At 64.8% G+C, this 20,638-nt stretch carries 22 protein-coding genes and 2 tRNA genes; 11 read left to right on the forward strand and 13 right to left on the reverse strand.

Annotated elements, in window-relative coordinates; all coding sequences use genetic code 11:
• Positions 1 to 11: 11 nt before the first annotated feature.
• The 3 genes from ABLE71_RS16650 to ABLE71_RS16660 form a co-directional block, all read right to left on the reverse strand.
• Positions 12 to 482 carry a DUF2271 domain-containing protein gene (locus ABLE71_RS16650; RefSeq protein WP_348784594.1) on the reverse strand — a complete coding sequence of 157 codons (471 nt, stop codon included), beginning with the start codon at positions 480 to 482 and terminating at the stop codon, positions 12 to 14.
• 40 nt (positions 483 to 522) lie between these two features.
• Positions 523 to 897, reverse strand: coding sequence for a hypothetical protein (locus tag ABLE71_RS16655; RefSeq protein WP_348784595.1), 375 nt, complete (start codon positions 895 to 897; stop codon positions 523 to 525).
• Between the two features lie 375 nt (positions 898 to 1,272).
• Positions 1,273 to 1,587: a PepSY domain-containing protein gene (locus ABLE71_RS16660; protein ID WP_348784596.1), complete on the reverse strand. Its 315-nt coding sequence runs from the start codon at positions 1,585 to 1,587 to the stop codon at positions 1,273 to 1,275.
• Positions 1,588 to 1,730: 143 nt separating this feature from the next.
• On the opposite strand from ABLE71_RS16660, the gene ABLE71_RS16665 reads away from it, so the two are divergent.
• Positions 1,731 to 2,390: a response regulator transcription factor gene (locus ABLE71_RS16665; protein WP_348785136.1), complete on the forward strand. Its 660-nt coding sequence runs from the start codon at positions 1,731 to 1,733 to the stop codon at positions 2,388 to 2,390.
• Entirely contained in the window at positions 2,387 to 3,736 is a 1,350-nt protein-coding gene (locus tag ABLE71_RS16670; RefSeq protein ID WP_348784597.1) for an ATP-binding protein, read from the forward strand. The genes ABLE71_RS16665 and ABLE71_RS16670 overlap by 4 nt, the downstream gene beginning before the upstream one ends.
• Before the next feature lie 317 nt (positions 3,737 to 4,053).
• On the opposite strand, the gene ABLE71_RS16675 is transcribed toward ABLE71_RS16670, so the two are convergent.
• Positions 4,054 to 4,138 (reverse strand) — tRNA-Leu (locus ABLE71_RS16675).
• 126 nt (positions 4,139 to 4,264) lie between these two features.
• Between ABLE71_RS16675 and ABLE71_RS16680 the strand changes: the two genes are divergently transcribed.
• Positions 4,265 to 4,393, forward strand: a complete 129-nt coding sequence (locus ABLE71_RS16680; RefSeq protein WP_348784598.1) for a hypothetical protein — start codon at positions 4,265 to 4,267, stop codon at positions 4,391 to 4,393.
• 196 nt (positions 4,394 to 4,589) lie between these two features.
• On the opposite strand, the gene ABLE71_RS16685 is transcribed toward ABLE71_RS16680, so the two are convergent.
• The 4 genes from ABLE71_RS16685 to ABLE71_RS16700 are packed head-to-tail and all read right to left on the reverse strand — an operon-like array spanning position 4,590 to position 7,516.
• Positions 4,590 to 5,207, reverse strand: coding sequence for a 2,3-bisphosphoglycerate-dependent phosphoglycerate mutase (locus tag ABLE71_RS16685; protein WP_348784599.1), 618 nt, complete (start codon positions 5,205 to 5,207; stop codon positions 4,590 to 4,592).
• 8 nt (positions 5,208 to 5,215) lie between these two features.
• Positions 5,216 to 5,656, reverse strand: a complete 441-nt coding sequence (locus ABLE71_RS16690; RefSeq protein WP_348784600.1) for an EVE domain-containing protein — start codon at positions 5,654 to 5,656, stop codon at positions 5,216 to 5,218.
• Positions 5,653 to 6,471 (reverse strand): 4-hydroxy-tetrahydrodipicolinate reductase, encoded by an 819-nt coding sequence (gene dapB, locus ABLE71_RS16695; RefSeq protein ID WP_348784601.1) that lies wholly within the window; start codon positions 6,469 to 6,471, stop codon positions 5,653 to 5,655. The genes ABLE71_RS16690 and dapB overlap by 4 nt, the downstream gene beginning before the upstream one ends.
• A gap of 19 nt (positions 6,472 to 6,490) precedes the next feature.
• Positions 6,491 to 7,516 carry a glucokinase gene (locus ABLE71_RS16700; RefSeq protein ID WP_348784602.1) on the reverse strand — a complete coding sequence of 342 codons (1,026 nt, stop codon included), beginning with the start codon at positions 7,514 to 7,516 and terminating at the stop codon, positions 6,491 to 6,493.
• Between the two features lie 270 nt (positions 7,517 to 7,786).
• Between ABLE71_RS16700 and ABLE71_RS16705 the strand changes: the two genes are divergently transcribed.
• The 4 genes from ABLE71_RS16705 to ABLE71_RS16720 all read left to right on the forward strand — a co-directional run bounded on the left by ABLE71_RS16705 (position 7,787) and on the right by ABLE71_RS16720 (position 11,886).
• Entirely contained in the window at positions 7,787 to 8,095 is a 309-nt protein-coding gene (locus tag ABLE71_RS16705) for a hypothetical protein (protein ID WP_348784603.1), read from the forward strand.
• A gap of 160 nt (positions 8,096 to 8,255) precedes the next feature.
• Entirely contained in the window at positions 8,256 to 9,203 is a 948-nt protein-coding gene (locus ABLE71_RS16710) for a substrate-binding domain-containing protein (RefSeq protein ID WP_348784604.1), read from the forward strand.
• Positions 9,204 to 9,295: 92 nt separating this feature from the next.
• Positions 9,296 to 10,873 (forward strand): sugar ABC transporter ATP-binding protein, encoded by a 1,578-nt coding sequence (locus tag ABLE71_RS16715; protein ID WP_348784605.1) that lies wholly within the window; start codon positions 9,296 to 9,298, stop codon positions 10,871 to 10,873.
• Positions 10,870 to 11,886 (forward strand): ABC transporter permease, encoded by a 1,017-nt coding sequence (locus ABLE71_RS16720; RefSeq protein WP_348784606.1) that lies wholly within the window; start codon positions 10,870 to 10,872, stop codon positions 11,884 to 11,886. The genes ABLE71_RS16715 and ABLE71_RS16720 overlap by 4 nt, the downstream gene beginning before the upstream one ends.
• A gap of 86 nt (positions 11,887 to 11,972) precedes the next feature.
• Here ABLE71_RS16720 and ABLE71_RS16725 read toward each other — a convergent pair.
• Positions 11,973 to 12,063: transfer RNA gene (locus ABLE71_RS16725), tRNA-Ser, on the reverse strand.
• A 449-nt stretch (positions 12,064 to 12,512) separates the two neighbouring features.
• Here ABLE71_RS16725 and ABLE71_RS16730 point away from each other — a divergent pair.
• A complete protein-coding gene (locus ABLE71_RS16730; RefSeq protein ID WP_348784607.1) occupies positions 12,513 to 13,676 on the forward strand; it encodes a porin in 1,164 nt (387 codons plus the stop codon).
• Positions 13,677 to 13,950: 274 nt separating this feature from the next.
• Here the strand turns inward: ABLE71_RS16730 and ABLE71_RS16735 are convergent, their stop codons facing one another.
• Positions 13,951 to 14,841: an alpha/beta hydrolase gene (locus ABLE71_RS16735; RefSeq protein WP_348784608.1), complete on the reverse strand. Its 891-nt coding sequence runs from the start codon at positions 14,839 to 14,841 to the stop codon at positions 13,951 to 13,953.
• A gap of 159 nt (positions 14,842 to 15,000) precedes the next feature.
• Positions 15,001 to 17,040 carry a lytic transglycosylase domain-containing protein gene (locus tag ABLE71_RS16740; RefSeq protein WP_348784609.1) on the reverse strand — a complete coding sequence of 680 codons (2,040 nt, stop codon included), beginning with the start codon at positions 17,038 to 17,040 and terminating at the stop codon, positions 15,001 to 15,003.
• A 224-nt stretch (positions 17,041 to 17,264) separates the two neighbouring features.
• Between ABLE71_RS16740 and dapA the strand changes: the two genes are divergently transcribed.
• Both dapA and smpB read left to right on the forward strand, forming a co-directional pair.
• Positions 17,265 to 18,146: a 4-hydroxy-tetrahydrodipicolinate synthase gene (dapA, locus tag ABLE71_RS16745; protein WP_348784610.1), complete on the forward strand. Its 882-nt coding sequence runs from the start codon at positions 17,265 to 17,267 to the stop codon at positions 18,144 to 18,146.
• 24 nt (positions 18,147 to 18,170) lie between these two features.
• Entirely contained in the window at positions 18,171 to 18,650 is a 480-nt protein-coding gene (gene smpB, locus ABLE71_RS16750) for an SsrA-binding protein SmpB (RefSeq protein ID WP_348784611.1), read from the forward strand.
• Positions 18,651 to 18,690: 40 nt separating this feature from the next.
• Here the strand turns inward: smpB and ABLE71_RS16755 are convergent, their stop codons facing one another.
• Both ABLE71_RS16755 and ABLE71_RS16760 read right to left on the reverse strand, forming a co-directional pair.
• Positions 18,691 to 19,344 carry a uracil-DNA glycosylase gene (locus tag ABLE71_RS16755; RefSeq protein ID WP_348784612.1) on the reverse strand — a complete coding sequence of 218 codons (654 nt, stop codon included), beginning with the start codon at positions 19,342 to 19,344 and terminating at the stop codon, positions 18,691 to 18,693.
• Between the two features lie 9 nt (positions 19,345 to 19,353).
• Positions 19,354 to 19,938, reverse strand: a complete 585-nt coding sequence (locus ABLE71_RS16760) for an NYN domain-containing protein (protein WP_348784613.1) — start codon at positions 19,936 to 19,938, stop codon at positions 19,354 to 19,356.
• A 299-nt stretch (positions 19,939 to 20,237) separates the two neighbouring features.
• Between ABLE71_RS16760 and rpoZ the strand changes: the two genes are divergently transcribed.
• Complete coding sequence (gene rpoZ, locus ABLE71_RS16765) at positions 20,238 to 20,636, forward strand: DNA-directed RNA polymerase subunit omega (protein ID WP_348784614.1); 399 nt, start codon at positions 20,238 to 20,240, stop codon at positions 20,634 to 20,636.
• The last annotated feature ends 2 nt before the right edge of the window (positions 20,637 to 20,638 follow it).

Below are 20,638 nucleotides of genomic sequence, written 5' to 3' on the forward strand. Positions count from 1 at the left end.
GGCTTCCGCCCTCACATGCCGTAGCCGAATGTGGCGACGTAGCGGCGGCCCTGTACGGTCTGGCCGGCGCCCTTGGACGTCAGCGGCACGGCGACTTCGTTGGGGCTATCGCGCATGTCCTCGACCGCGGCGTCGAGGTGGAGCGTATAGCCTGCGTCGAAAAGCGCGTCGGCGAGGTCGAGCGTGATCTCCAGCGTGCGCCCCGCCCCCACGCTGGCCCCCGTTATGCCGTTGATCTCGGCAATGTTGCCGCGTGTGGCGCGGTACCAGTCGCTGAGATGCTCGTAGTATTTGGACTTGCCTCCCGCCATCCAGAGGGTGCCCGCATAGGCGCCCTTTGGATCGGTGACATAGATGGCGAGATAGGCGCCGTCGCCGCCGTAGTTCTTCAGGGTCGTCGTCAGCGTCACCGGCCGCGCCATCGCGATGCCGGGAAGGGTGAGTGCGGTGGTGAGCGCCAGGGCGGCGAGTATCGTTCTCATGACGAGGTCTCCAGGATTCGCGAGAAAGGCGGCAAGTGGCTCAGTTCACCTTGACTTTCGGCGCTGCGCCGCTGCCGAACATGCCATTGTTCGGAGGGGTGCCCGCCGGAGCGGGGCCGGCCGCGGCGCCGCCCCGGTAGCCGCCGTCATCGTCGTCGTCGTCGCCATGATCGTCGTCCTCGTCGTCATCGCCTTCGTCATGATCGTCGTCCTCGTCGCCACGGCCGAGGCGGTTTGGATGGTCCAGGTCAAGGCGGCCGTCATCGCTGGCGAACCGCAGGGTCGCGACCTCATCGGAAGCGTCCGCGACGGCCTCGGGGAATGCTTGCAGCTCATGCATGGCGCTCCACGCCGGAATGCCAACGCCCACGGCAAGCGCGGTCGATGCGAACAGGATGGTGAATGTCTTCTTCATGGCAGGGTCTCCTTTCTGCTGGCTCCGTTCTGCGGGGCCCGCCTGATCCCTTCCTGACGGAAACGCAGTTTCTGCTTCAGCTTGCCGTCAGGAATCGAAAGGCCCCGCCGCAATGGCGAGGCCTCGGAAAGCGCGCGCTTGTCAGGACGTGGGATCGGACAATATCGCCGGCGCCAGCAGGTCGCTTCCGACCTGTGACCATGGCGCGCGCGAGGTTCTCCCGGTGGCGGAACGACGCGAGCGCCACGCCGCCGAGGTGCAAGGCGAAAAGCAGCAACATGGCGTTCGCCGGCGTCTCGTGGACCTCATTGAGGGGCCCTTCGGCCTCGCCCTCCGCGCCGTTTCTCCCGGCCTGGCCCCCGGAAGGCATGGCCGTCAGTCGTCATTCTGGCTTTCCCCCTCGCGACGCTGGCGGCCGTCGCCATCGTTGTGTTCGATCTCCAGTATCTCGAGGGTCGCCGGATGCACTGTCGCCTCGATCTGCTGCCCCTGTGCATCGGTACCGTCGATCTCGTAGCAGCCGTCGTCGATCTTGATCCGTCGCACCGTCCAGCCTTGCTGCGCCGCCAGCGCGGCAACGGCCTCCCTCGGCTTCCAGTCGGCCATCGGCACGAAGCACTCGTCATCGGCCATTGCGCTGCCGACCGGGCAGGCCGCGACGAATGCGAGAATTGTCAGAACGAGCCGCATGGGCCATGACTCCGTTCACTTGGATATGCGGTGACCCTGCAGGGCCAACCTTACGGCACCCTGAAGTTAGCCCTCTAATCGCTTCAGCAACCCGTCAGGAAGGCCCGATAGTAGAGGCAGAGGGCCGCGGAAGGCGTGTGAACATGCGAATCCTGCTGATAGAGGACGACGCCGTGCTGGGCGCCGCGGTGCGCGACCAGATCTCGGGGGACAGTCACTCGGTCGACTGGGTCACCAGGCTGGACGGGGCGCGCGACGCGATGGCGGGCGCGGGCTACGACCTCATCTTGCTCGACCTGATGCTGCCCGACGGCAGGGGCATCGTCTTTCTGAAGGCGCTGAGGAATTCCGGGGACGTCACGCCCGTCATCATCCTCACCGCGCTCGACCAGGTCTCCGACAGGATCGAGGGCCTGAAGGCCGGAGCGGACGACTATCTCGTGAAGCCATTCGACCTCGACGAGCTTTCCGCCCGCATCGGCTCCGTTGCACGCCGCTATTCGGGCAACCCCAACCCCATCATCCGGCATGGTGCTCTCGACATCGACCTCGCGCGGCGGAGCGTGCTCCGCGAGGGTAAGCCGGTGCAGCTGACGGGGCGCGAGTGGGCACTGTTGGAGGCCTTTCTGGCGCGTCCCGGCCAACTGCTATCCAAGTCGCAGCTGGAGGAGAAGCTCTACGATTTCGACGTCGAGATCGGGAGCAACACGATCGAGGTCCATGTGAGCCGGCTTCGGAAGAAGCTGGGCACCAAACTCATCGAAACCGAGCGCGGCCTCGGCTACAGGCTTGCGCGGGCATGAAGGGGCCGCGAAGCCTCCAGGGCAGGCTCCTCCTGTCGCTCGGAGCAGTCCTGCTCGTATTCTGGATCGGCGCGGCGTGGGCTACCGCCGTCCTGCTGAGGCACGAGATCGAAGAAGTCTTCGATTCGTCCCTGCAGGAAACCGCGCAGCGCCTGCTTCCGCTTGCGGTCATTGACATCGTCGGGCGGGAAGATGGTGACACTGTCAGCCAGCGACTCGGAGCGATCCGCAGCCATGATGAGCTCTTCACTTACGTCGTCCGCGACGACAAGGGCAAAATCCTGCTCCGGTCACACGCGGCCGACCTCTCCACGTTCCCGCCATACGGAGGAGCGGGCTTCGGCCGCACCGCGACGCACCGCCTTTACAGTGAAGAGGCGCTGCAGGGTACGATCCGCATTACGGTGGCGAAGTCGCTGGCACATCAGGACGCGGTTATTCGCGAAATGCAGATGGGCCTCGGCCTGCCCGTCCTGCTGGTGATCCCCGCCGCGTTCGCGGCTGTCGCCTTCGCGGTGAGACACAGCACCCGTTCGCTGCGGGCGTTCCGGGACCAGCTGGAAACCCGGAGCGAAAAGGATCTGGCCCCAGTCGCGTCCGACGACCTGCCGAGCGAGGTCGCCCCGCTGGCGGCCAGCATGAACGCGCTGCTCGAGAGGCTCAGAGCAGCGTTCGAAGCGGAGCGCGGCCTTGCCGCCAACACTTCCCACGAACTCAGGACACCGCTGGCCGGAGCGATCGCGCAGGCCCAGCGCATCCAGAGGGAAACCGCCGAGCCTCAGACCGCGCAGCGCGGAGCCGACATCGAGGCCACGTTGAAACGGCTGACGGCGCGTGCCGAGCGGCTCATGCAGTTAGCGCGGGCGGAGGGGGGACGGCTGAACCTGGACCGGGAGTCCGACCTGCGCAATATACTGGACGTCGTGATCAGGGACATGAGCCGGAACGAGCCGGCGGGGCGCATCTTGCTCAACCTGCCCGACACGCCCGTCATGTCGGCTGCCGATCCCGACGCGGTCGGAATCCTCTGCCGCAACCTGGTCGAGAACGCGCTCCGCCACGGAAGCCAGTCCTCCCCCGTCGAGGTCGCCCTTGCCCCCGACGGCCTTCTGACGGTGTCCAACGACGGCCCCGTCGTGCCCGCCGAGACGCTGGCGAGGCTGGCGAACCGTTTCGAGCGCGGCGGCACGGCGGGCCGCGGGAACGGCATCGGCCTGTCCATCGTCTCGACCATCGCGGACCGCATGGGCGGCGTGCTGACGCTCAGGTCGCCCCGGACGGGCAGCCAAACGGGGTTCGAGGCAAGCGTCCGGCTCGCGAGCCTGGGCGCGGGGACCGGTACATGAACTGAACTTCGATCTGCCCCCACGTCCGCCCCAAAGGATCAGCCTATGGACGGTTCTTACTCAGCCCGCGCCAGCATCACACCGGCGCTCCACGGCCTGTTTGGTCACCACCACGCACAGGTTCAGCCGCATGCCAATCAACCGGTCACGGAGCCCAACCGGAACGCGCTAAAAGAATTGGGGGGTTTCGAATGCTTTACCAAGCGTCGGCCGCGCTGGACGATAGAGCATTGTTGCGCACCTTTGTAGCACATAGGGGCGAACGCAACAGCCTGAAAAGGCTTAACTTATTGATCTCGTTGGTAGTCGGGATCGACTGGTGCCCAGAAGAGGACTCGAACCTCCACTCCTTGCGGAACACGGACCTGAACCGTGCGCGTCTACCAATTCCGCCATCTGGGCTGGTGGGCGCTCATGTAAGCGGGCGGGCCAGACCTGTCAACGCGCTTTTTCCCGGCATTTGATCCTGATCAAGGCTGCCCGGCCGGCGCTCCGGCATCGTAGCCAAAAATCGACAGGAGAGTTCCGATGCCGACCGAGACAATCGTCGTGTTGAGTGCCGTGATCGCGGCGTTTGCTTTTTTCGCCGCCGTCGTGACCTACGCCGACATGACTTGGTCGAAGGCGCCGCGCCGGAAGGACGCCAGTCGGCACTGAAGAGCAGGCTCGCAAGGGGAACGGGCAGGGCGCTCCCGTATCGAGGTTTCAACACCCAAGGAGCATGGGACGGACGGGCGATCAGTTCGCCCGCCGTCCCGTGAATTGCCGCCGGGGCGGGGGCGGCACGAGACAGGCGGGCGGACGGCAACAGCCGCCGTCTGCCTGTCTGCGTTTCAGCCGTGGCGCTTCAGCGTCAGGCGAGGATGTCTTTCGACTTCACCGTTGAGTCCGCGTTGAGCCTGTAGACGATCGGCACGCCGGTCGCGAGTTCGAGCTTGACGATCTCTTCGCCCGACTTTCCTTCCAGCGCCATGATCAGCGCGCGCAGCGAGTTGCCATGCGCGGCCACCAGAACCGTCTCGCCGCGCAGCACATGCGGCTGCATGTCGTGGAGATAGTAGGGCCACACGCGGGCGCCGGTATCCTTCAGGCTTTCGCCGCCGGGCGGCTGGATGTCGTAGGAACGGCGCCAGATATGCACCTGTTCCTCGCCCCATTTGGCGCGGGCGTCGTCCTTGTTGAGGCCGGAGAGATCGCCATAGTCGCGCTCGTTGAGCGCCTGGTCGCGGATCGTTTCGAGATCGCCCTGGCCGAGCGTATCGAGAATGATCTGGCAGGTCTTTTGGGCGCGGATCAGCGCCGAGGTGAAGGCGATGTCGAACTTCATGCCGCGCGCCTTGAGTTTTTCGGCGCCTGTCCTGGCTTCCTCGCGGCCGAGCTCGGTCAGGTCGACGTCGCGCCAGCCGGTGAACAGGTTCTTCAAGTTCCATTCGCTCTGGCCGTGGCGGACGAGCACGAGTGTGCCGGACATGAAAGCTCCTATGGTTGCGATCCGAATTCCGTGCCAACGCCCATCGCATCGGCAATAAGCGCGAAATCTCCAGCGTCGACCTTGAACAGCGACTTGCGGAAATACATCCCCCAGTGCTGCCGGTCTTTGACGAAGGAAAATTTGTCGAGCAGTGGATAGATGTCCGCGGGCCTTGCGTCCAGCCACCGCATGCGCCGATACCAGCCGGTGATGCCGGGAAGCATCTGCCGCTCGGCGGCGTCGCCCGGCAACGCCTGGCCGAGTGCGGTGAAGGTGCGCAGTTCTGCGCCCTCGTTCATGCCTTCGCGCGGCGAATAGTACGCCACCCAGTCGCCCGGCTGGACGCGTTTGGCGGCCTCATGCCTGCCGTGCGCGAACATGGCGAAGCCGTCCTTGACGCCGATCGCGACGTGTTTGCCAGCCGCGACGCCGATCCAGTGCGAAATCATGATGCGCCGAGGCCGAGCACGTCGCGCATCGAATAGAGCCCGGCCTTCTTGCCGCGCGCCCAGAGCGCGGCCCTGACCGCGCCGCGCGCGAAGATCGCGCGGTCCTCCGCATGGTGGGACAGCGTGATGCGTTCGCCGGGGCCGGCGAGGATGACGGAATGGTCGCCGACCACAGAGCCGCCGCGCAGCGTCGCGAAGCCGACCGTGCCGGGCTTGCGCGCGCCGGTGTGGCCGTCGCGCACCCGCACGCTGTTTTCGGCAAGCCCGACGGCGCGGCCGCGCGCGGCGGCCTCGCCAAGCAGCAGCGCCGTGCCCGACGGCGCGTCGACCTTGTGGCGGTGGTGCATCTCGAGGATCTCGATGTCGAAATCCTCGGGTCCCAGCGCCTTCGCCGCCTGCTCGACCAGCACGGCGAGCAGATTGACCCCGAGACTCATGTTTCCCGACTTGACGATGGTGGCGTGGCGGGCGGCGGCGGCAATCTTCGCGTCGTCCTCGGCGCCGCAGCCGGTGGTGCCGATGACATGCACGATGCGCGCCTGCGCCGCATAGCCTGCGAACTCGACGCTTGCGGCCGGCATTGTGAAATCGAGCACGCCGTCGGCCTTGGCGAAGGCCGGCAATGGGTCGTCGCTGATCGAAACGCCGAGCGTGCCAACGCCCGCCAGCTGGCCGGCGTCCTGGCCGATCTGCGGCGAGCCCTTGCGCTCGATGGCGGCGGCGACCTTTGCGCCGGGAATAGAGTGGATCGCGCGGATCAGCGCCTGGCCCATACGGCCGGCGGCTCCGACGACGACGAGGCCCATATCGCTCATGTCCTGCTCCTTCCAGCCGTCAGTTGCGCCAGCGGCGGCCGGCAGTCTCGACGCCGAATGTGTGGGGCGCGCGCGCATAGCCTGCAAGCCCGGCCAGCGCACCGAGCGGGTCGGTGATCACATAGACGGGAATCTCGGACATCCACTCGCTGTGCGGCGCCTTGTCGTCGAAGGCGGCGCGGAAATTGCCTGATTTCAGCGCCGGCACGATCTTCTGCGCGATGCCGCCGGCGAGATAGACGCCGCCCTGCGCCTTGAAGACGAGCGCCACGTCGCCGGCGGTGCGGCCGAGGCAGGTGACGAAAAGCGCGAGCGCCTCTTCCGCGACGGCGTCGGACTTGTCGAGTGCCGCCTTGGTGATCTCGGCCGGCGAGGTGAAGACGGGAGTCTTGCCGTCGGCAAGCGCGACGGCGCGGTAAGTGTTCACCAGCCCGCGGCCGGAGAGGATCTGCTCGCCCGAAACGCGGCCTTCCAGAGGCTCGATATGCGGCCAGATTTGATAGTCGCGCGCCGTGCGCGGGCCGATATCCATGTGGCCGCCTTCGCCTGCGACCGGGATCCACTGGCCGTCCGACTTGATGAGACCCGCGACGCCGAGCCCGGTGCCCGGGCCGAGCACGGCACGGCTGGCATGGGCCAGCGCGTCGCCGCCGCCGATCTTCTCCAAGTGGTGGTCGCCGAGCGCCACCACGGCGAGCGCCTGCGCCTCGAAATCGTTGAGCACCATGATGTCCATCAGGCCGACGGTCGCCGCCATGCCTTTCGGCCTGACCACCCACGGACAGTTGGTAAGGGGGATCTCATCGCCGATCACCGGGCCGGCGATGGCAAGCAGCGCCGAGTGCGGCTGCACGCCAAGCCGTTCCAGGACGGCGCCGCGGATCGCATCGTCTATGGTGGCGAAGTCGGCGGTATGGACGATCTGGGGTTCGCCGGTCGCGGCACCCGCGTGCTCGATCACGGCGAAGCGCGCGTTGGTGCCGCCGATGTCGCCGACCAGGATCGGAAATTCGAAAGCGTCAGTCTGCCGGCCCGCGTCTGTCATTCCTTGACCCGTCATGCCCAATGTCGACCGTCGGCGGCTCGAATTCCTTGCGCGTCGGCAGCAATGTGGTGCCCGCCCGGACGATCCGATCCGAAACGGCCAGAGCTATAGGCAGGTTTGGCCGGCGAAGGAAGGGCGAACCGACGGGTCCTGCGCAGCCATCTTCGGCGTGGCCGGCGACGCGCCCGCGAAAATCGCCCCCAATCGACTTCGCGGGCGCGTTCTGCTTGAATGTGGTCGTATCTTTTGGCTCCGCGGCAGGCGGAGCCGATGTGGCAGGAGATGCAAATGAATAGGCTATTGTTGGCGGTTCCGTTGCTGTTCGTCGCCTTCGCGGCGTCGGCGGACCCGGTCTATACCATCACCAACATGAGCTGCTCGGCTGTACAGGGGGCGGTGCGCGACAACGGCTCGGTGATCCTGCGCTGGCGCTCGAAAAGCGGGACGTCCCTGTACGGCCGGTATGTCTCCGACCGCCGCTTTTGCAGGCCCGGGGAGATCATCAACTTCGCCAGCGTCCCGGCGGCCGACAAGTCCTGCAACGTGAAGAAATGCGTCTATAAAGTACGCGATTACTGACCTGTCGCCATGAGTGCCGCCGATCGCGCTGTTTCGGCCGGGGTAGCGCTACCAAACCTTCCTTGCGCATCCATATGGCGTTGGCTAGTCTCCGTCGCGCCGGCGCCGGGAGGAAAACGATGCCGCTGCGAAACGCACAGCTCAGGAGGAGAGCAATTCCATGAACAGACGTGAGTTTTTGGTATCGTCGGTAGCGGTTGGCGCATTGGCGCTCGGAGCGCCTGCCGCATTCGCGCAGGACAAACTGACCATTCTGGGCTCGGTGCCCAGCCTCAGCTTCCCGTTCTTCGTGCATATGCTGAACCAGATCAAGGTCGAGGCTGAGGCGCAGGGCGTCAACCTCACCGAAAGCGACGGGCAGAATTCCGCGCCCAAGCAGACGGCCGACATCGAGGCCGCCATCGTCCAGAAGGTCAACGCCATCGTCATCTCGCCGCTCGACGTCAACGCGCTGGCGCCCGCCATCGAGCAGGCCGTGCAGGCAGGCGTTCCGGTCGTCACCATCGACCGCCGCGTCGATGGCGTCGAGGGCATCCTTGCCCATGTCGGCGCCGACAACGTCAAGGGCGGCGAGGCCGAGGCGCAGGCCATGGTCGACGCCTTCCCGAACGGCGCCAAGATCTTCCACCTGCAGGGCCAGCCCGGCGCGGGTCCGGCGATCGATCGCAACAAGGGCGTGCACAACGTGCTCGATCCGCTCAAGGACAAGTACCAGATCGTCTTCGAGCAGACCGCCAACTTCGCCCGCGCCGAGGCGCTGTCGGTGACCGAAGCGGGCCTTGCCGCCAACGGCAAGCCGGACGCGATCATCTGCGCCAATGACGACATGGCGCTCGGCGCCGTCGAGGCATGCGCGGCGCGCGGCTTCAACGACGTGAAGATCTACGGCTTCGACGCGCTTCCGGAAGCCATCGTCGCGGTGCGCGACGGCAAGCTCGCCGGCACCGTCGAGCAGTTCCCGGGAGAGCAGTCGCGCACCGCGGTCCGCATCGCGGTCGCCTACGCCAAGGACAAGACCGAACCGGCCGAGAAGCTCGTTCTCCTGACGCCGATCGTGATCGGCAAGGACAATCTCGACAAGGCCGAACGTATCGGAGAGACGAAGTAGGCAAGTCCTGCCGGCTAACGCCATGGCCGACCCGCGCAGCGCGGGTCGGCCATGTATATTCCGATGAGTTCCAGCGACGCAGGGAGTAGCTTTTGCCTCAAGCGCAGGCCAAGGCCGCCACGACCGACGACGTGATTCTCACCGTCGAAGGCGTGACCAAGCATTTTTCCGGGGTGACGGCGCTGAACGACGTGTCGCTCGACGTGCGGCGCGGCGAGATATTGGGACTGCTCGGCGAGAACGGCGCCGGCAAGTCGACGCTGCTCAAGATTCTCTCCGGCGTCCAGCGGCCTTCCAGCGGCCGCATCGTCTTCGATGACTCCGAATTCTCGCCGGCCGATCCCCAGGACGCCAAGCGCCTCGGCATCGTGACCATCTACCAGGAACTCAGCCTGATCCCGACCCTGACTGTCGCGGAAAACGTCTTCATCGGGCGCGCGCCAGTCGGGCGGCTCGGCCTGGTGAACTGGCGGCGCATGATTGAGGATTCGCGCCGCATCATCGGTCGCGTCGGCCTGACCCTCGATCCGCGAACGCCGGTCTCGGCGCTGTCGGTGGCGGAGCAGCAGCTCGTCGAGATCGCCCGTGCGCTTTCGCTTGAAAGCCGGCTCATCATCATGGACGAGCCAACCTCGGCATTGACCGAAAACGAGGTGCAGAGGCTGCTGTCGATCATGGACAAGCTGCGCCAGGAAGGCGTCGCCATCATGTTCGTGACGCACCGGCTCGAGGAAGCGTCGGCGATCTGCGACCGCATGACCGTCCTGCGCGACGGCAGGCTTGCCGGCCATCTCGAACGCGAAGGCGCGCCGATCCCGATTCCCCGGATCATCGAGAAGATGGTCGGCCGCGCCGCCTCCGAACTCTACGCCCGGCCCCACGAGCGCGAGGTCTCGGGCGACGTGCTGCTGTCGGTGCGCGGCCTGCGCACCGTGCGCGATGCGGAAGCGCCGCACGCCATCGTGCTCGAAGGCGTCGACCTCGATCTGAGGGCTGGCGAGGTATTGGGCGTCGCCGGCCTGGTCGGCTCCGGCCGCACCGAACTGGCGCGCGCGATTTTCGGCGCCGACCGCATCGCCGGCGGCACGATCACGCTGGAGGGCAAGCCGATTGCGCCGGCCTCTCCGGCCGACGCCATCGCGCTTGGCATCGGTTTGGTGCCTGAGGATCGCAAGCACCAGGCGATCTTCGCCGCGCTCGGCATTCTCACTAACTTCTCCGTCGCCGCGCTCGGGCGTTTCAGCAATGGTTTCGGTTTCATGGCCGAGCGGCGTGAGCGCGATTCGCTCGCGGAATACAAGAAGATGCTGTCGATCCGCATGGCGTCGCCCGAGCAGGCGATGGAGGGCCTGTCGGGCGGCAACCAGCAGAAAGTGGTGCTTGCCCGCTGGCTGGCGCGCGACCCCAAGGTGCTGATCGTCGACGAGCCTACGCGCGGCGTCGACGTCGGCGCCAAGGCGGAAGTGCACCAGATCCTGGTCCAGCTTGCGGAGCGCGGCATCGCCATCATGATGATCTCTTCGGAACTGCCCGAGGTTCTTGCGGTCTCCGACAGGATCGTCACCATGCGGCGCGGACGGATCACCGGCGAGATGCCCGCCATCGAGGCGACGGAGGAAAAGCTGATGGAACTCATGGCGCTCGACAGGCGAGAGGGGAGGGCGCAATGAGCAGCACCGCGGAACCGGGCGAGCGCGGCGGCATCAACTTCGCCCGCCTGCTGATGAGCTTCGGGCCGCTCATCTTCCTCGCCACGCTGGTGGTCATCTTCACGGTGATGAAGCCGAGCTTCATCGACCCGATCAACATCTTCAACATCATGCGGCAGATTTCGATAACCGGGCTGATCGCGCTCGGCATGACCTTCGTCATCCTGACCGCCGGCATCGACCTGTCGGTAGGCTCGCTGCTGGCGCTCTGCGGCATGGTCGCCGCCGTCGTGGCCAAGGGCGGCGCCGCCAACACGCTCTCGCTGTCGGCCGGCGGCGGCACCGGCTACGGCTGGTTCGCGGCACTTCTCGCCGCAGTCATCGTCGGCGCCCTGGCCGGTTTCATTCAGGGGCTTGCCATCACGCGGCTTCGCGTCCCGCCCTTCGTCGTCACGCTCGGCGGCCTCACCATCTTCCGCGGCCTGACGCTGACCATTTCCAGCGGCGGGCCGATCTCCGGCTTCGATGCCTCGATGCGCTGGTTCGGCAACGGGCTGGTAGGCCCTGTTCCCGTGCCGGTGATCATTTTCGCGGTTGCCGCCATCCTCTGCCACGTCGTGCTGCGCTACACGCGTTATGGCCGCGCGGTCTATGCGGTCGGCGGCAACGCGGAAGCCGCGCGGCTCTCCGGCCTGCGCGTCGACCGCATCCTGATCTCGGTCTACGTCATCGTCGGCTTCTTCGCCGGCCTCGCCGCCTTCGTGCTGTCGGCGCGGCTCAATTCGTCCGAAGCCGTTGCCGGCATGGGCTACGAACTGACGGTGATCTCGGCAGTCGTCATCGGCGGCACGTCGCTCTTCGGCGGCATCGGCAGCGTTGGCGGGACCGTGGTGGGAGCCGCGCTCATCGGCGTGCTGCAGAACGGACTGCAGTTCAACAACGTCTCCTCCTACACGCAGTCGATCGTCATCGGCCTGATCCTGATTCTGGCCGTGTCCTTCGACCGCTTCCTGAAATCGCGCGTCAGGCGGTGACCCTCCTTCGCTGAAGCTTCGGAGGCAACCTGCGAAGCTCGCGGAGCGAATCAGGATGGCCTGCCATCGGAAGCTGAAGGCGAAGGTGGCGGAGAGGAAGGGATTCGAACCCTCGAGAAGCTTTTGACCTCTACTCCCTTAGCAGGGGAGCGCCTTCGACCACTCGGCCACCTCTCCGTCGTCGCGGTGGATAAAGAAAAGGCCCGGCACAATCAACAGCAATGCCGCGGGAATGCCTCGGGCCGCCGAAAAAACTGTTCGCCGAAAGTGCCCGGGCCGCGATTCGCACTTGCGGGGCCCCCAGCCGGCCAAACGCGGCCGGCGAATCGTCTCGCCCGCCTGCATCCGGGCCTACGCCAAGCCAACATCCGGGCTTGCATGGTTAATCAATGCTTTCGGCGGCAGCCTAAATCGTGTCATTTGTGCAACAGCGCGTCGGGATAGCGGCTGGGCGACGGCAAAGACGGCCACATCATGGTTGAACGGCGGCGCGTCATCGGTAATGTCAGCCAAGAAGAAGCAGCGCGGTGCGCCTCTTTTTCGGCAATTGGGGATGGGGCAGGGAACGCTGTCCTTCAGCAAAAATACCCAGACCCGTTTATTAACTTTTGACTGGAGGTCAGAAAATGAACATCAAGAGCCTGCTTCTCGGCTCCGCTGCGGCTCTCGTCGCAGTCTCCGGTGCGCGCGCTGCCGACGCTGTCGTCATCGCTGAGCCGGAACCGATGGAATATGTGCGCATCTGCGACACGTACGGCGTCGGCTTCTACTACATCCCCGGCACCGAAACCTGCCTCAAGGTCTCGGGCTACTTCCGTTATGATATCGGCGTGGGCGACCTCTCGGGTATTCAGGACATCACCGACAAGAAGGATCTCTTCACCGGCGATGGCTTCGACACCAACGACACCTACTGGAAGCGCGCCCGCTTCCAGCTGCGCGTTGACTCCCGTGCTGAAACCGAGCTCGGCACCCTGCGCACCTACGCCGCGATCAACTTCAACTATGCGGCGTCGCGTGAAGTACTCGGCGGCCCCATTGCCATCGTAACCATGGATGACTCGGTCGGCATCGAGCACGCCTACATGGAACTCGGTGGCTTCCGCGTCGGTAAGACGGACTCGCTCTTCTCGACCTTCACCGGCTATGCCGGCGGCGTGATTTTTGACGACATCATCTCCTACGGTCCGTTCGGCACCAACCAGATCGCTTACACCTTCACGGGTGGCAACGGCTTCACCGCCGCGGTCGCTCTCGAACAGGGTGATGGCGCGCTGATCGCTCCCGTCGGCTTCCCGAGCTTCATCAACCTCTACACGCTCGACAGCTATGTCCCGCATGTTGTCGGTGGCGTCGGCTATACGGCTGGTTGGGGTGGCGTGTCCGCCGTTGTCGGCTACGACGCCAACTGGGAAGAGTGGGCAGTCAAGGGCCGCATCGACTTCAATGCGACCGATGCTCTTTCGCTCTTCATCATGGCGGGTTGGGCTTCTGTTGATGATGACTTCTTCGGCGGTGCCGACAGCCCGAACTACTACGCTGGTTGGGGTGGCGACTGGGCAGTCTGGGGCGGTGGCACCTGGAAGGTCAACGAAAAGGCGACGATCAACGTCCAGCTCTCCTATGACGAACTGGAAGATTTCGCGGCTGTTGCGAACGTTCAGTACGAGCTCGTCAACAACTTCGTGATCACGCCTGAAATCCAGTACTTCGACAACTTCGACGACGACTTCGACTTCGACAGCGCCTGGGGCTTCCAGCTCCGCGGCCAGGTCAACTTCGGCGGCTGATAAGCTGACGATTTAGATCCAGGAAGGCCCGCGTTCTCAGGAACGCGGGCCTTTCTTTTTGTGTCGGCTTTTTCCGGTAGCAGCGGGCATCGTGGCCGAACCGTCCTTCCCGATGGAAGGAAGGGCACAGCAAGCCAAGTGAAGGCTAAAGCGCGGCGTGGTTGAACGGATTCATGCGACGCGCTTTAAGTTCCTGTTTTTGCATGATGTTATCGCAAAACCGCTGCGCACTTTTGCACGACGTGCATTTGCCGCTTTGGGGCTTTGACGCAGCTCAGTCGCTGGTTTCCACCTGGTCGAAGAATCCCGCGATCGTCTGCGGTAGGTCTCCTGTCTCCAGCATCGGCGGATGGCCCTGGCCCTCGACGGTCAGCGTCCTGCAGTTCGGGTGCCGGTGAGCCATCTCGGCCAGCGTCGCCGCTGAAAGCAGCTTGGAGTTGGCGCCGCGGACGACCAGCATCGGAAAGCCGCGCAGCGCTTCGAACAGGTGCCAGATTGCCGGGATCGGCTTGTCGAGGTCGAATCCCTTGACCATCTTCAAGAGGGCCGGATCGAAATCGGCGACAGGGCGTCCCTTTTGCTCGCGGTAGATCGCCGCGGCGAAGCGCTGCCAGTCGGCTTCGGAAAGCGCGGGAAACGCCGCGCCATGCGCGGCGCGCTGGATCGTGACCGCTTCGTCCATGTCCCTGGGCTTGGGCGAGCGCTCGAGATAGGAGCGGATCTGCGCAAGCCCTTCGCCTTCGACGACCGGGCCGATATCGTTGAGCACGATGCTTTTCAGCGCGGTTGGCCTCACCGCGCCCAGTCTGTGGATGATCAGGCCGCCGCGCGAGGTGCCGATGAAATGGCCCTTTTGGATGCCCGCCGCGATCAAGCCGGCGCCGACGTCGTCCGCCTCGACCACGACATTGTAGTTCTTCCAGTTGCGGTCGTAGGCCGACAGACCGCGCCCGCGATAGTCGAATACGGCGACCATGCGCGGCCGCTCCTGCCTCTGCGACAAATGGATGGCAAGGTCATGGAAGTCGCGGGCGTTGCGCGAGAGGCCGGGAAGGCAGACGACCGGCCACGCACCCCTGATTCCCTCGCCGTAAATGCGGGCATGCAGCTTCAGCCCGTCCGGGGCGGAATAAAAGAGATCCGAGAAAGTCTGCTGGGCAGCCATGAGGTTTCCATTCGGCGCGTCTGGAGCATGATCCCGAAATACCAGGCGGGTTTTCGGAAAGATCACGCCCAACAAGACTTCAGCAGATAGCACCGGTCGCCGGTCCGGCAAAGCCGCGGACGCGCCGCCATCCGCCGCCAGGCGGGAAGAGCGGCGCCGCTAGCGTCCCTTCACCAGATCGCCTTCGATGTCGAAGCTTCCCGACAGGCGCATCTTGTAGACCTGATAGTTTTCCATCACGCGCTGCACATAGCTGCGTGTCTCCGCGAACGGGATGCCCTCGATCCAGTCCACCACCGTTTCGACGTCCTTGCCGCGCGGATCGCCATAGCGCCGGATCCATTCGCGGGCGCGGCCCGGACCCGCATTGTAACCGGCGAAGGTGAGCACATAGGAGCCGTCGAAGTGCCCGAGTTGTTCGCCCAGGAATGCCGCGCCGAGCGTGGCATTGTAGCCGGCATCGGATGTCAGCCGATCCGGGGAATAGGCAAGGCCGGCCTTCTTGGCGACCGCCTTCGCGGTGCCTGGCAGGAGTTGCAGGAGCCCCCGCGCGCCGGCGTGCGAGACGGCCGCGACGTTGAACTCGCTTTCCTGGCGGGCGATGGCATAGGCCAGCGCCTTGCCGGCGCCGGAGATGTCGGCGGAGGCGGGAATGGCGCCGACCGGATGCGACAGTGCGCCGGCGTCTATCCCCCGCGCCGCCGCGATCTTTCCAAGCCTGAGCGCCAGCGTATGGTTGCCGCGTTTGTCGGCCATGGCCACCAGAAGCGCCATTTCGCGGGGGTTTATGATGTCGGCCGCAAGCCCTCGATAGAGCGTGTCGGCAAGACGGTACTCGCCGCATTGCTGCAGCCGCCTGATGGCATGCACCACTTCGCGGCGTTCGAACATCCCCCGGTCGGCGGCTGACGGCTCCGGATAGTCGACATTGAGCCCTTTGTTGCCGATGCGCTCCGCAGCGAGCTGCCCATAGAAGGTCGTGCCGTGTATTGCCGCCTTGCGGAAGTAAGATTCGGCGTCGCCAGGGGCTCCGGCCACTGCCGTCCGGCCGAGCCAGTAATAGGCTCGGGCGAGCGAGATCGGGCTCTCCGCGAACTCGGCGATTCGGGCAAAATGCTTGGCGCCGGCGTTCGCGTCCTGCAATCCGCGAAACGCGTACCATCCGGCGTGGAACTCGGCGTCGGCGGCGTTGACCGGGCTTTCGGCGGCATGCGCCGCGGCTATCCGGTAAGCTGTCTTCATGTCGCCCTGTTCGACCAGTTCGCGCGACAGCACGCGGCGCTCGAGCCACCAGGCGTCCGGATCGACCAATGCTGCCCGGTCCGTCGGCGCCTTCAGCATGACCTCGGCCGCCTCGGCGAATTTCTTCTTCCGGCGCAGATACTTGGCTTCGGCGAAGAAATAGCCTGCGGAGCGCATTTCGGGGGGGACCGCCTTCAAAAGGGCGGTCGCCTTCTTTTCGCCGCGGATGACGGCGGCCCACGCCTTGGCGAGCGGTTCGGCCCCGGCGAGGCCGGCGACGCGCTCGGCCGCGGTGATGCGCTCCGCGTAGAGCATGCGTTCCATCCGTGCCCTATGGTCGGCTGCCGGAATGATCGCGCCGAATTCCTTGAGGATGCGCAACTCGTCAGCCAGTTCGAGCGTCTCGGTGCGCCACAGCGGGGCAATGACGGCGCGGGCTGCCTCGATTTGTCCGAGTGTGGCATGCGACCGCGTGACAAGGATGATGCCTTCGAGCGTTTCGGGCGCGGTTTCGCGGAATGCGGCGATGGCCGCCAGCGGCTCGGGCTTCTCGCGCACGAAGGCTCGCTCGCTGTTGCGGCGCAAGCTGATATGGCCTGGCCAATTCCTGAACATGGCCGATGCCGCCGCAATCTCGGAGCCAGGCACATCGCGACCGCCACGGATTGCGATCGCCCACATGAGGATGCGGTATTCGAGGCTGGTGACGGGAAAGCTGTCGCGGATGCCCCGCGCAGCCGGAACTTCTCCGCGCGACAATGCCTCCAGCCCGATTTTCAGCTTGGTGATGTGGGCGAGGCTGCGATCGGGTATGCGATCGTCGCTCCTGTCGGACAGCGCTATGGCAGCCGTGCTGGCGACATTGAGTTCGTTCGCAGCCGCCGCGGGAGCCAGCACCAGCGAAGCCGCGATGATCGCAAAACGATTCTTGCGCATGGTGCGCCGGGAACGGATCATGCCCTGTCCTTACACGATACGGGGACGAACGGGTAGCCGGACGCTACTCCTTGGTGGTGAAGGGCCCGTAAACGAACGTACCGGCCCCGGCGGAGGCGTTCGGGGCAATCCGGCCAAACGACAGGGTGCCCGGCTATGGCGCCGCGCGCCGCTTTCGGCTAGAAGCCGCGCGGGAGTTGGGGAAACCCGAACATAGCACCTAAGTTCGATTGGAGTACCGCATCATGCTGAGAGGCTCGCTCACCGCGCTCGTGACGCCGTTCGACAAGAGCGGGCGCTTCGATGAGAAAGCCTTTCGCGCGTTCATCGACTGGCAGATCGCCGAGGGCACCAGCGGGCTGGTTCCCGTCGGCACGACAGGCGAATCGCCGACGCTGTCGCATGACGAGCACCGCCAGGTGGTCAAGGCCTGCATCGATGCGGCCAGGGGCAGGGTGCCGGTCGTCGCCGGCGCCGGCTCGAACAATACCGAAGAGGCGGTCGGGCTGGTGAAGTTCGCTGAGGAGGCCGGCGCCGACGCGGTGCTGGTCGTTACGCCATACTACAACAAGCCGACCCAGCGAGGGCTCATTGCCCATTTCTCGGCGGTCGCCAAGGCGACGAGCCTGCCCGTCATCATCTACAACATTCCGCCGCGCTCGGTGATCGACATGACGCCGGAGACGATGGGCAGGCTCGCGAACGACTTCAAGAACATCGCCGGCGTCAAGGACGCCACCGGCAAGGTGGAGCGCGTCTCGGAACAGCGCATGACCTGCGGCAAGGATTTCATCCAGCTCTCCGGCGAGGATGCCTCCGCCCTTGGCTTCAACGCGCATGGCGGCGTCGGCTGCATTTCGGTGACGTCCAACGTCGCGCCGCGGCTTTGCGCCGAATTCCAGGCTGCGACGCTCGACAACGACAAGGAGAAGTCGCTCGAATTGCAGGATCGCCTGATGCCTCTGCACAAGGCGATCTTCATCGAGCCCGGCCTTGCGGGCGCGAAATACGCGCTGTCGCGTCTGGGCAAGGTCGAGAACGTCGTGCGCTCGCCGCTGACCACGGTAGAGGAATCGACGGCCGAAAAGATCGACGCTGCGATGAAGTTCGCCGGCTTGATAAACTGACGTGGCGCGTCCACCTAAGCCCGCATGAACCAGATCAGGAAAGCCGACCCGAACAACAAGACCGTGGCTGAGAATCGCAAGGCGCGTTTCTCCTACGAGGTGCTGGACACCGTCGAGGCCGGGCTCGTGCTGACGGGCACCGAGGTGAAATCGCTGCGGCAGGGACAGGCGAATATCCAGGATTCCTACGCCTCGCTCGAAGGCGGCGAGATCTGGCTGATCAATTCCTACCTGCCCGAATATCTTCAGGCCAACCGCTTCAACCATGAGCCGCGGCGGCGGCGGAAGCTGCTGTTGAACAAGCGCGAGATGGCGAAGCTCGGCCAGAGCGTCGAGCGCGAGGGCATGACCATGGTGCCGCTCAAGATCTATTTCAACGATCAAGGCCGGGCGAAGCTGCTTCTGGCGGTCGCACGGGGCAAGAAGCTGCACGACAAGCGCGAGACCGAAAAGCAGCGCGACTGGTCGCGGGAAAAGGGCCGTCTGCTCAAGGAGCGGGGCTGAGGACGCGAGGGCGTCGACAGTGCTTGAAGAGGCCCTGAATTTATTCCGCCAAAAACCCTGCTATATCTCTGAAAACGCTCACGAACATCTCTTCCGTCAGCACGCCGGTATTCGTGTTGTATCGCGAGCAGTGATAACTCGAAAACAGCGAGACGCCGCCGGCCTCGTAGCGGCCCCCATGTTTGAACGGCATCGCTGCGATGCGCTGTCCCAGTGCCCTGACCGTCGACTGATGCGCAATCGCGCCAAGCGCAAGCACCACGCGCAGATTCGGCAGGTCGACGAGCATCGGGGTCAGGAACTGGCGGCATGTGGTGATCTCGGCGGGCGTCGGTTTGTTCTCGGGCGGCACGCAGCGCACGGCGTTGGCGATCGCCGTGCCGACCAATTCCAGCCCGTCGTCGGGCCGCGCCAGGAACTGGCCGCGCGCCAGCCCGAAACGGATGAGCGTCGAATAGAGCAGGTCGCCGGCGTAATCGCCGGTGAAGGGGCGCCCCGTCCGGTTTGCCCCGCGCAGGCCGGGCGCAAGCCCCACAATGAGGAGGCGAACGGCTTCAGGGCCTTCGGGAGGCAGGAAAGTAGGCACCGGCGCATTGAACCAACCCGGCGCGCGCTCGCGCCATAGGTCGCGGAAATTGGCGAGGCGCGGACAGAGCGGGCAGTCGCGCGACGGCTCGACCGGTGCGATCGTCATGATCGCGGTTCAGATATCGTTGTCTTCGATTTCAGCAGGCTCGGGCCGGCGTGCCGGCCGCTCAATTGGTTCCCGGCCCAGTTCGCCCTTCAGGGACATCAGGTCGATGAAATTATCGGCCTGACGGCGCAGATCGTCCGAGATCATCGGCGGCTGCGAGGCCATCGTCGAGACGATGCTGACCTTTCGGCCATGCCGCTGCAGCGCCTCGACCAGGGTGCGGAAATCGCCGTCGCCGGAAAAGATGACGTAGTGATCGACGTGCTTGACAAGTTCCAGGGCATCGACAGTCAGCTCGATATCCATGTTGCCCTTGATCTTTCGGCGGCCGGTGGTCGCGTCTGTGAATTCCTTGGCCGGCTTGGTGACGACTTTGAAGCCGTTGTAGTCGAGCCAATCGATGAGGGGGCGAATGGACGAGTATTCCTGGTCCTCGACGAGCGCAGTGTAATAGTAGGCCCGGACCAGATATCCGCGTTTCTGGAAGCTCGACAGCAGCTTGCGGTAATCGATGTCGAAGCCCAGTGCGCGGGAGGTCGCGTAAAGGTTGGCGCCATCGATGAACAGTGCAATCTTCTCGCGGGGATCAAACATGCCCGGGACCCTTCTAAAAACGATCTAGACCAATATGTTCTCGATATGTGTCCGGTATCCGAGAAATCGAATTCGGATATCTTGGTTCCAACCTATCGGCGCAAAACCGTCATTTCCAAGGAATTCCGCCGCTTTACAAGAAAATGTGATGCCGTCGTGTGCCAGATTGGATGACCCGGCAGGAATAGATACCGCCGGTTGCGGCCGGCCACGGGTCTTGATGCTTGTAATCCACGGCCTTTCGCGTTATGGACCGCGCCTGTTTTCCAATACATCCAAGACATGAAAGGGGCACATGAATGGCCCGCGTAACCGTTGAAGATTGCATCGACAAGGTCGACAACCGCTTCGAACTGGTCCTTCTGGCCGGCCACCGGGCGCGGCAGATCAGCCAGGGCGCGCAGATCACCGTCCCGCGCGACAACGACAAAAACCCGGTCGTGGCGCTGCGCGAAATCGCCGACGAAACGCTTTCGCCGGACGATCTGAAGGAAGACCTCATCCATTCCCTGCAGAAGCATGTCGAAGTCGACGAGCCCGAGAGCGACGGCCAGGAACTGACCGACCAGTCGACCGCCGGCGCGTCCGCCGATGCCGATGAGCCGGAAGAGACGATCGTGTTCGACCGCATGAGCGAAGAGGAACTGCTCGCCGGCATCGAAGGACTGGTGCCGCCGGAAAAGAGCGACGATTTCTAGAC

Origin of the sequence: Mesorhizobium sp. KR9-304 (assembly GCF_040049215.1) — a bacterium.
Taxonomy (GTDB): Bacteria; Pseudomonadota; Alphaproteobacteria; order Rhizobiales; family Rhizobiaceae; genus Mesorhizobium_K.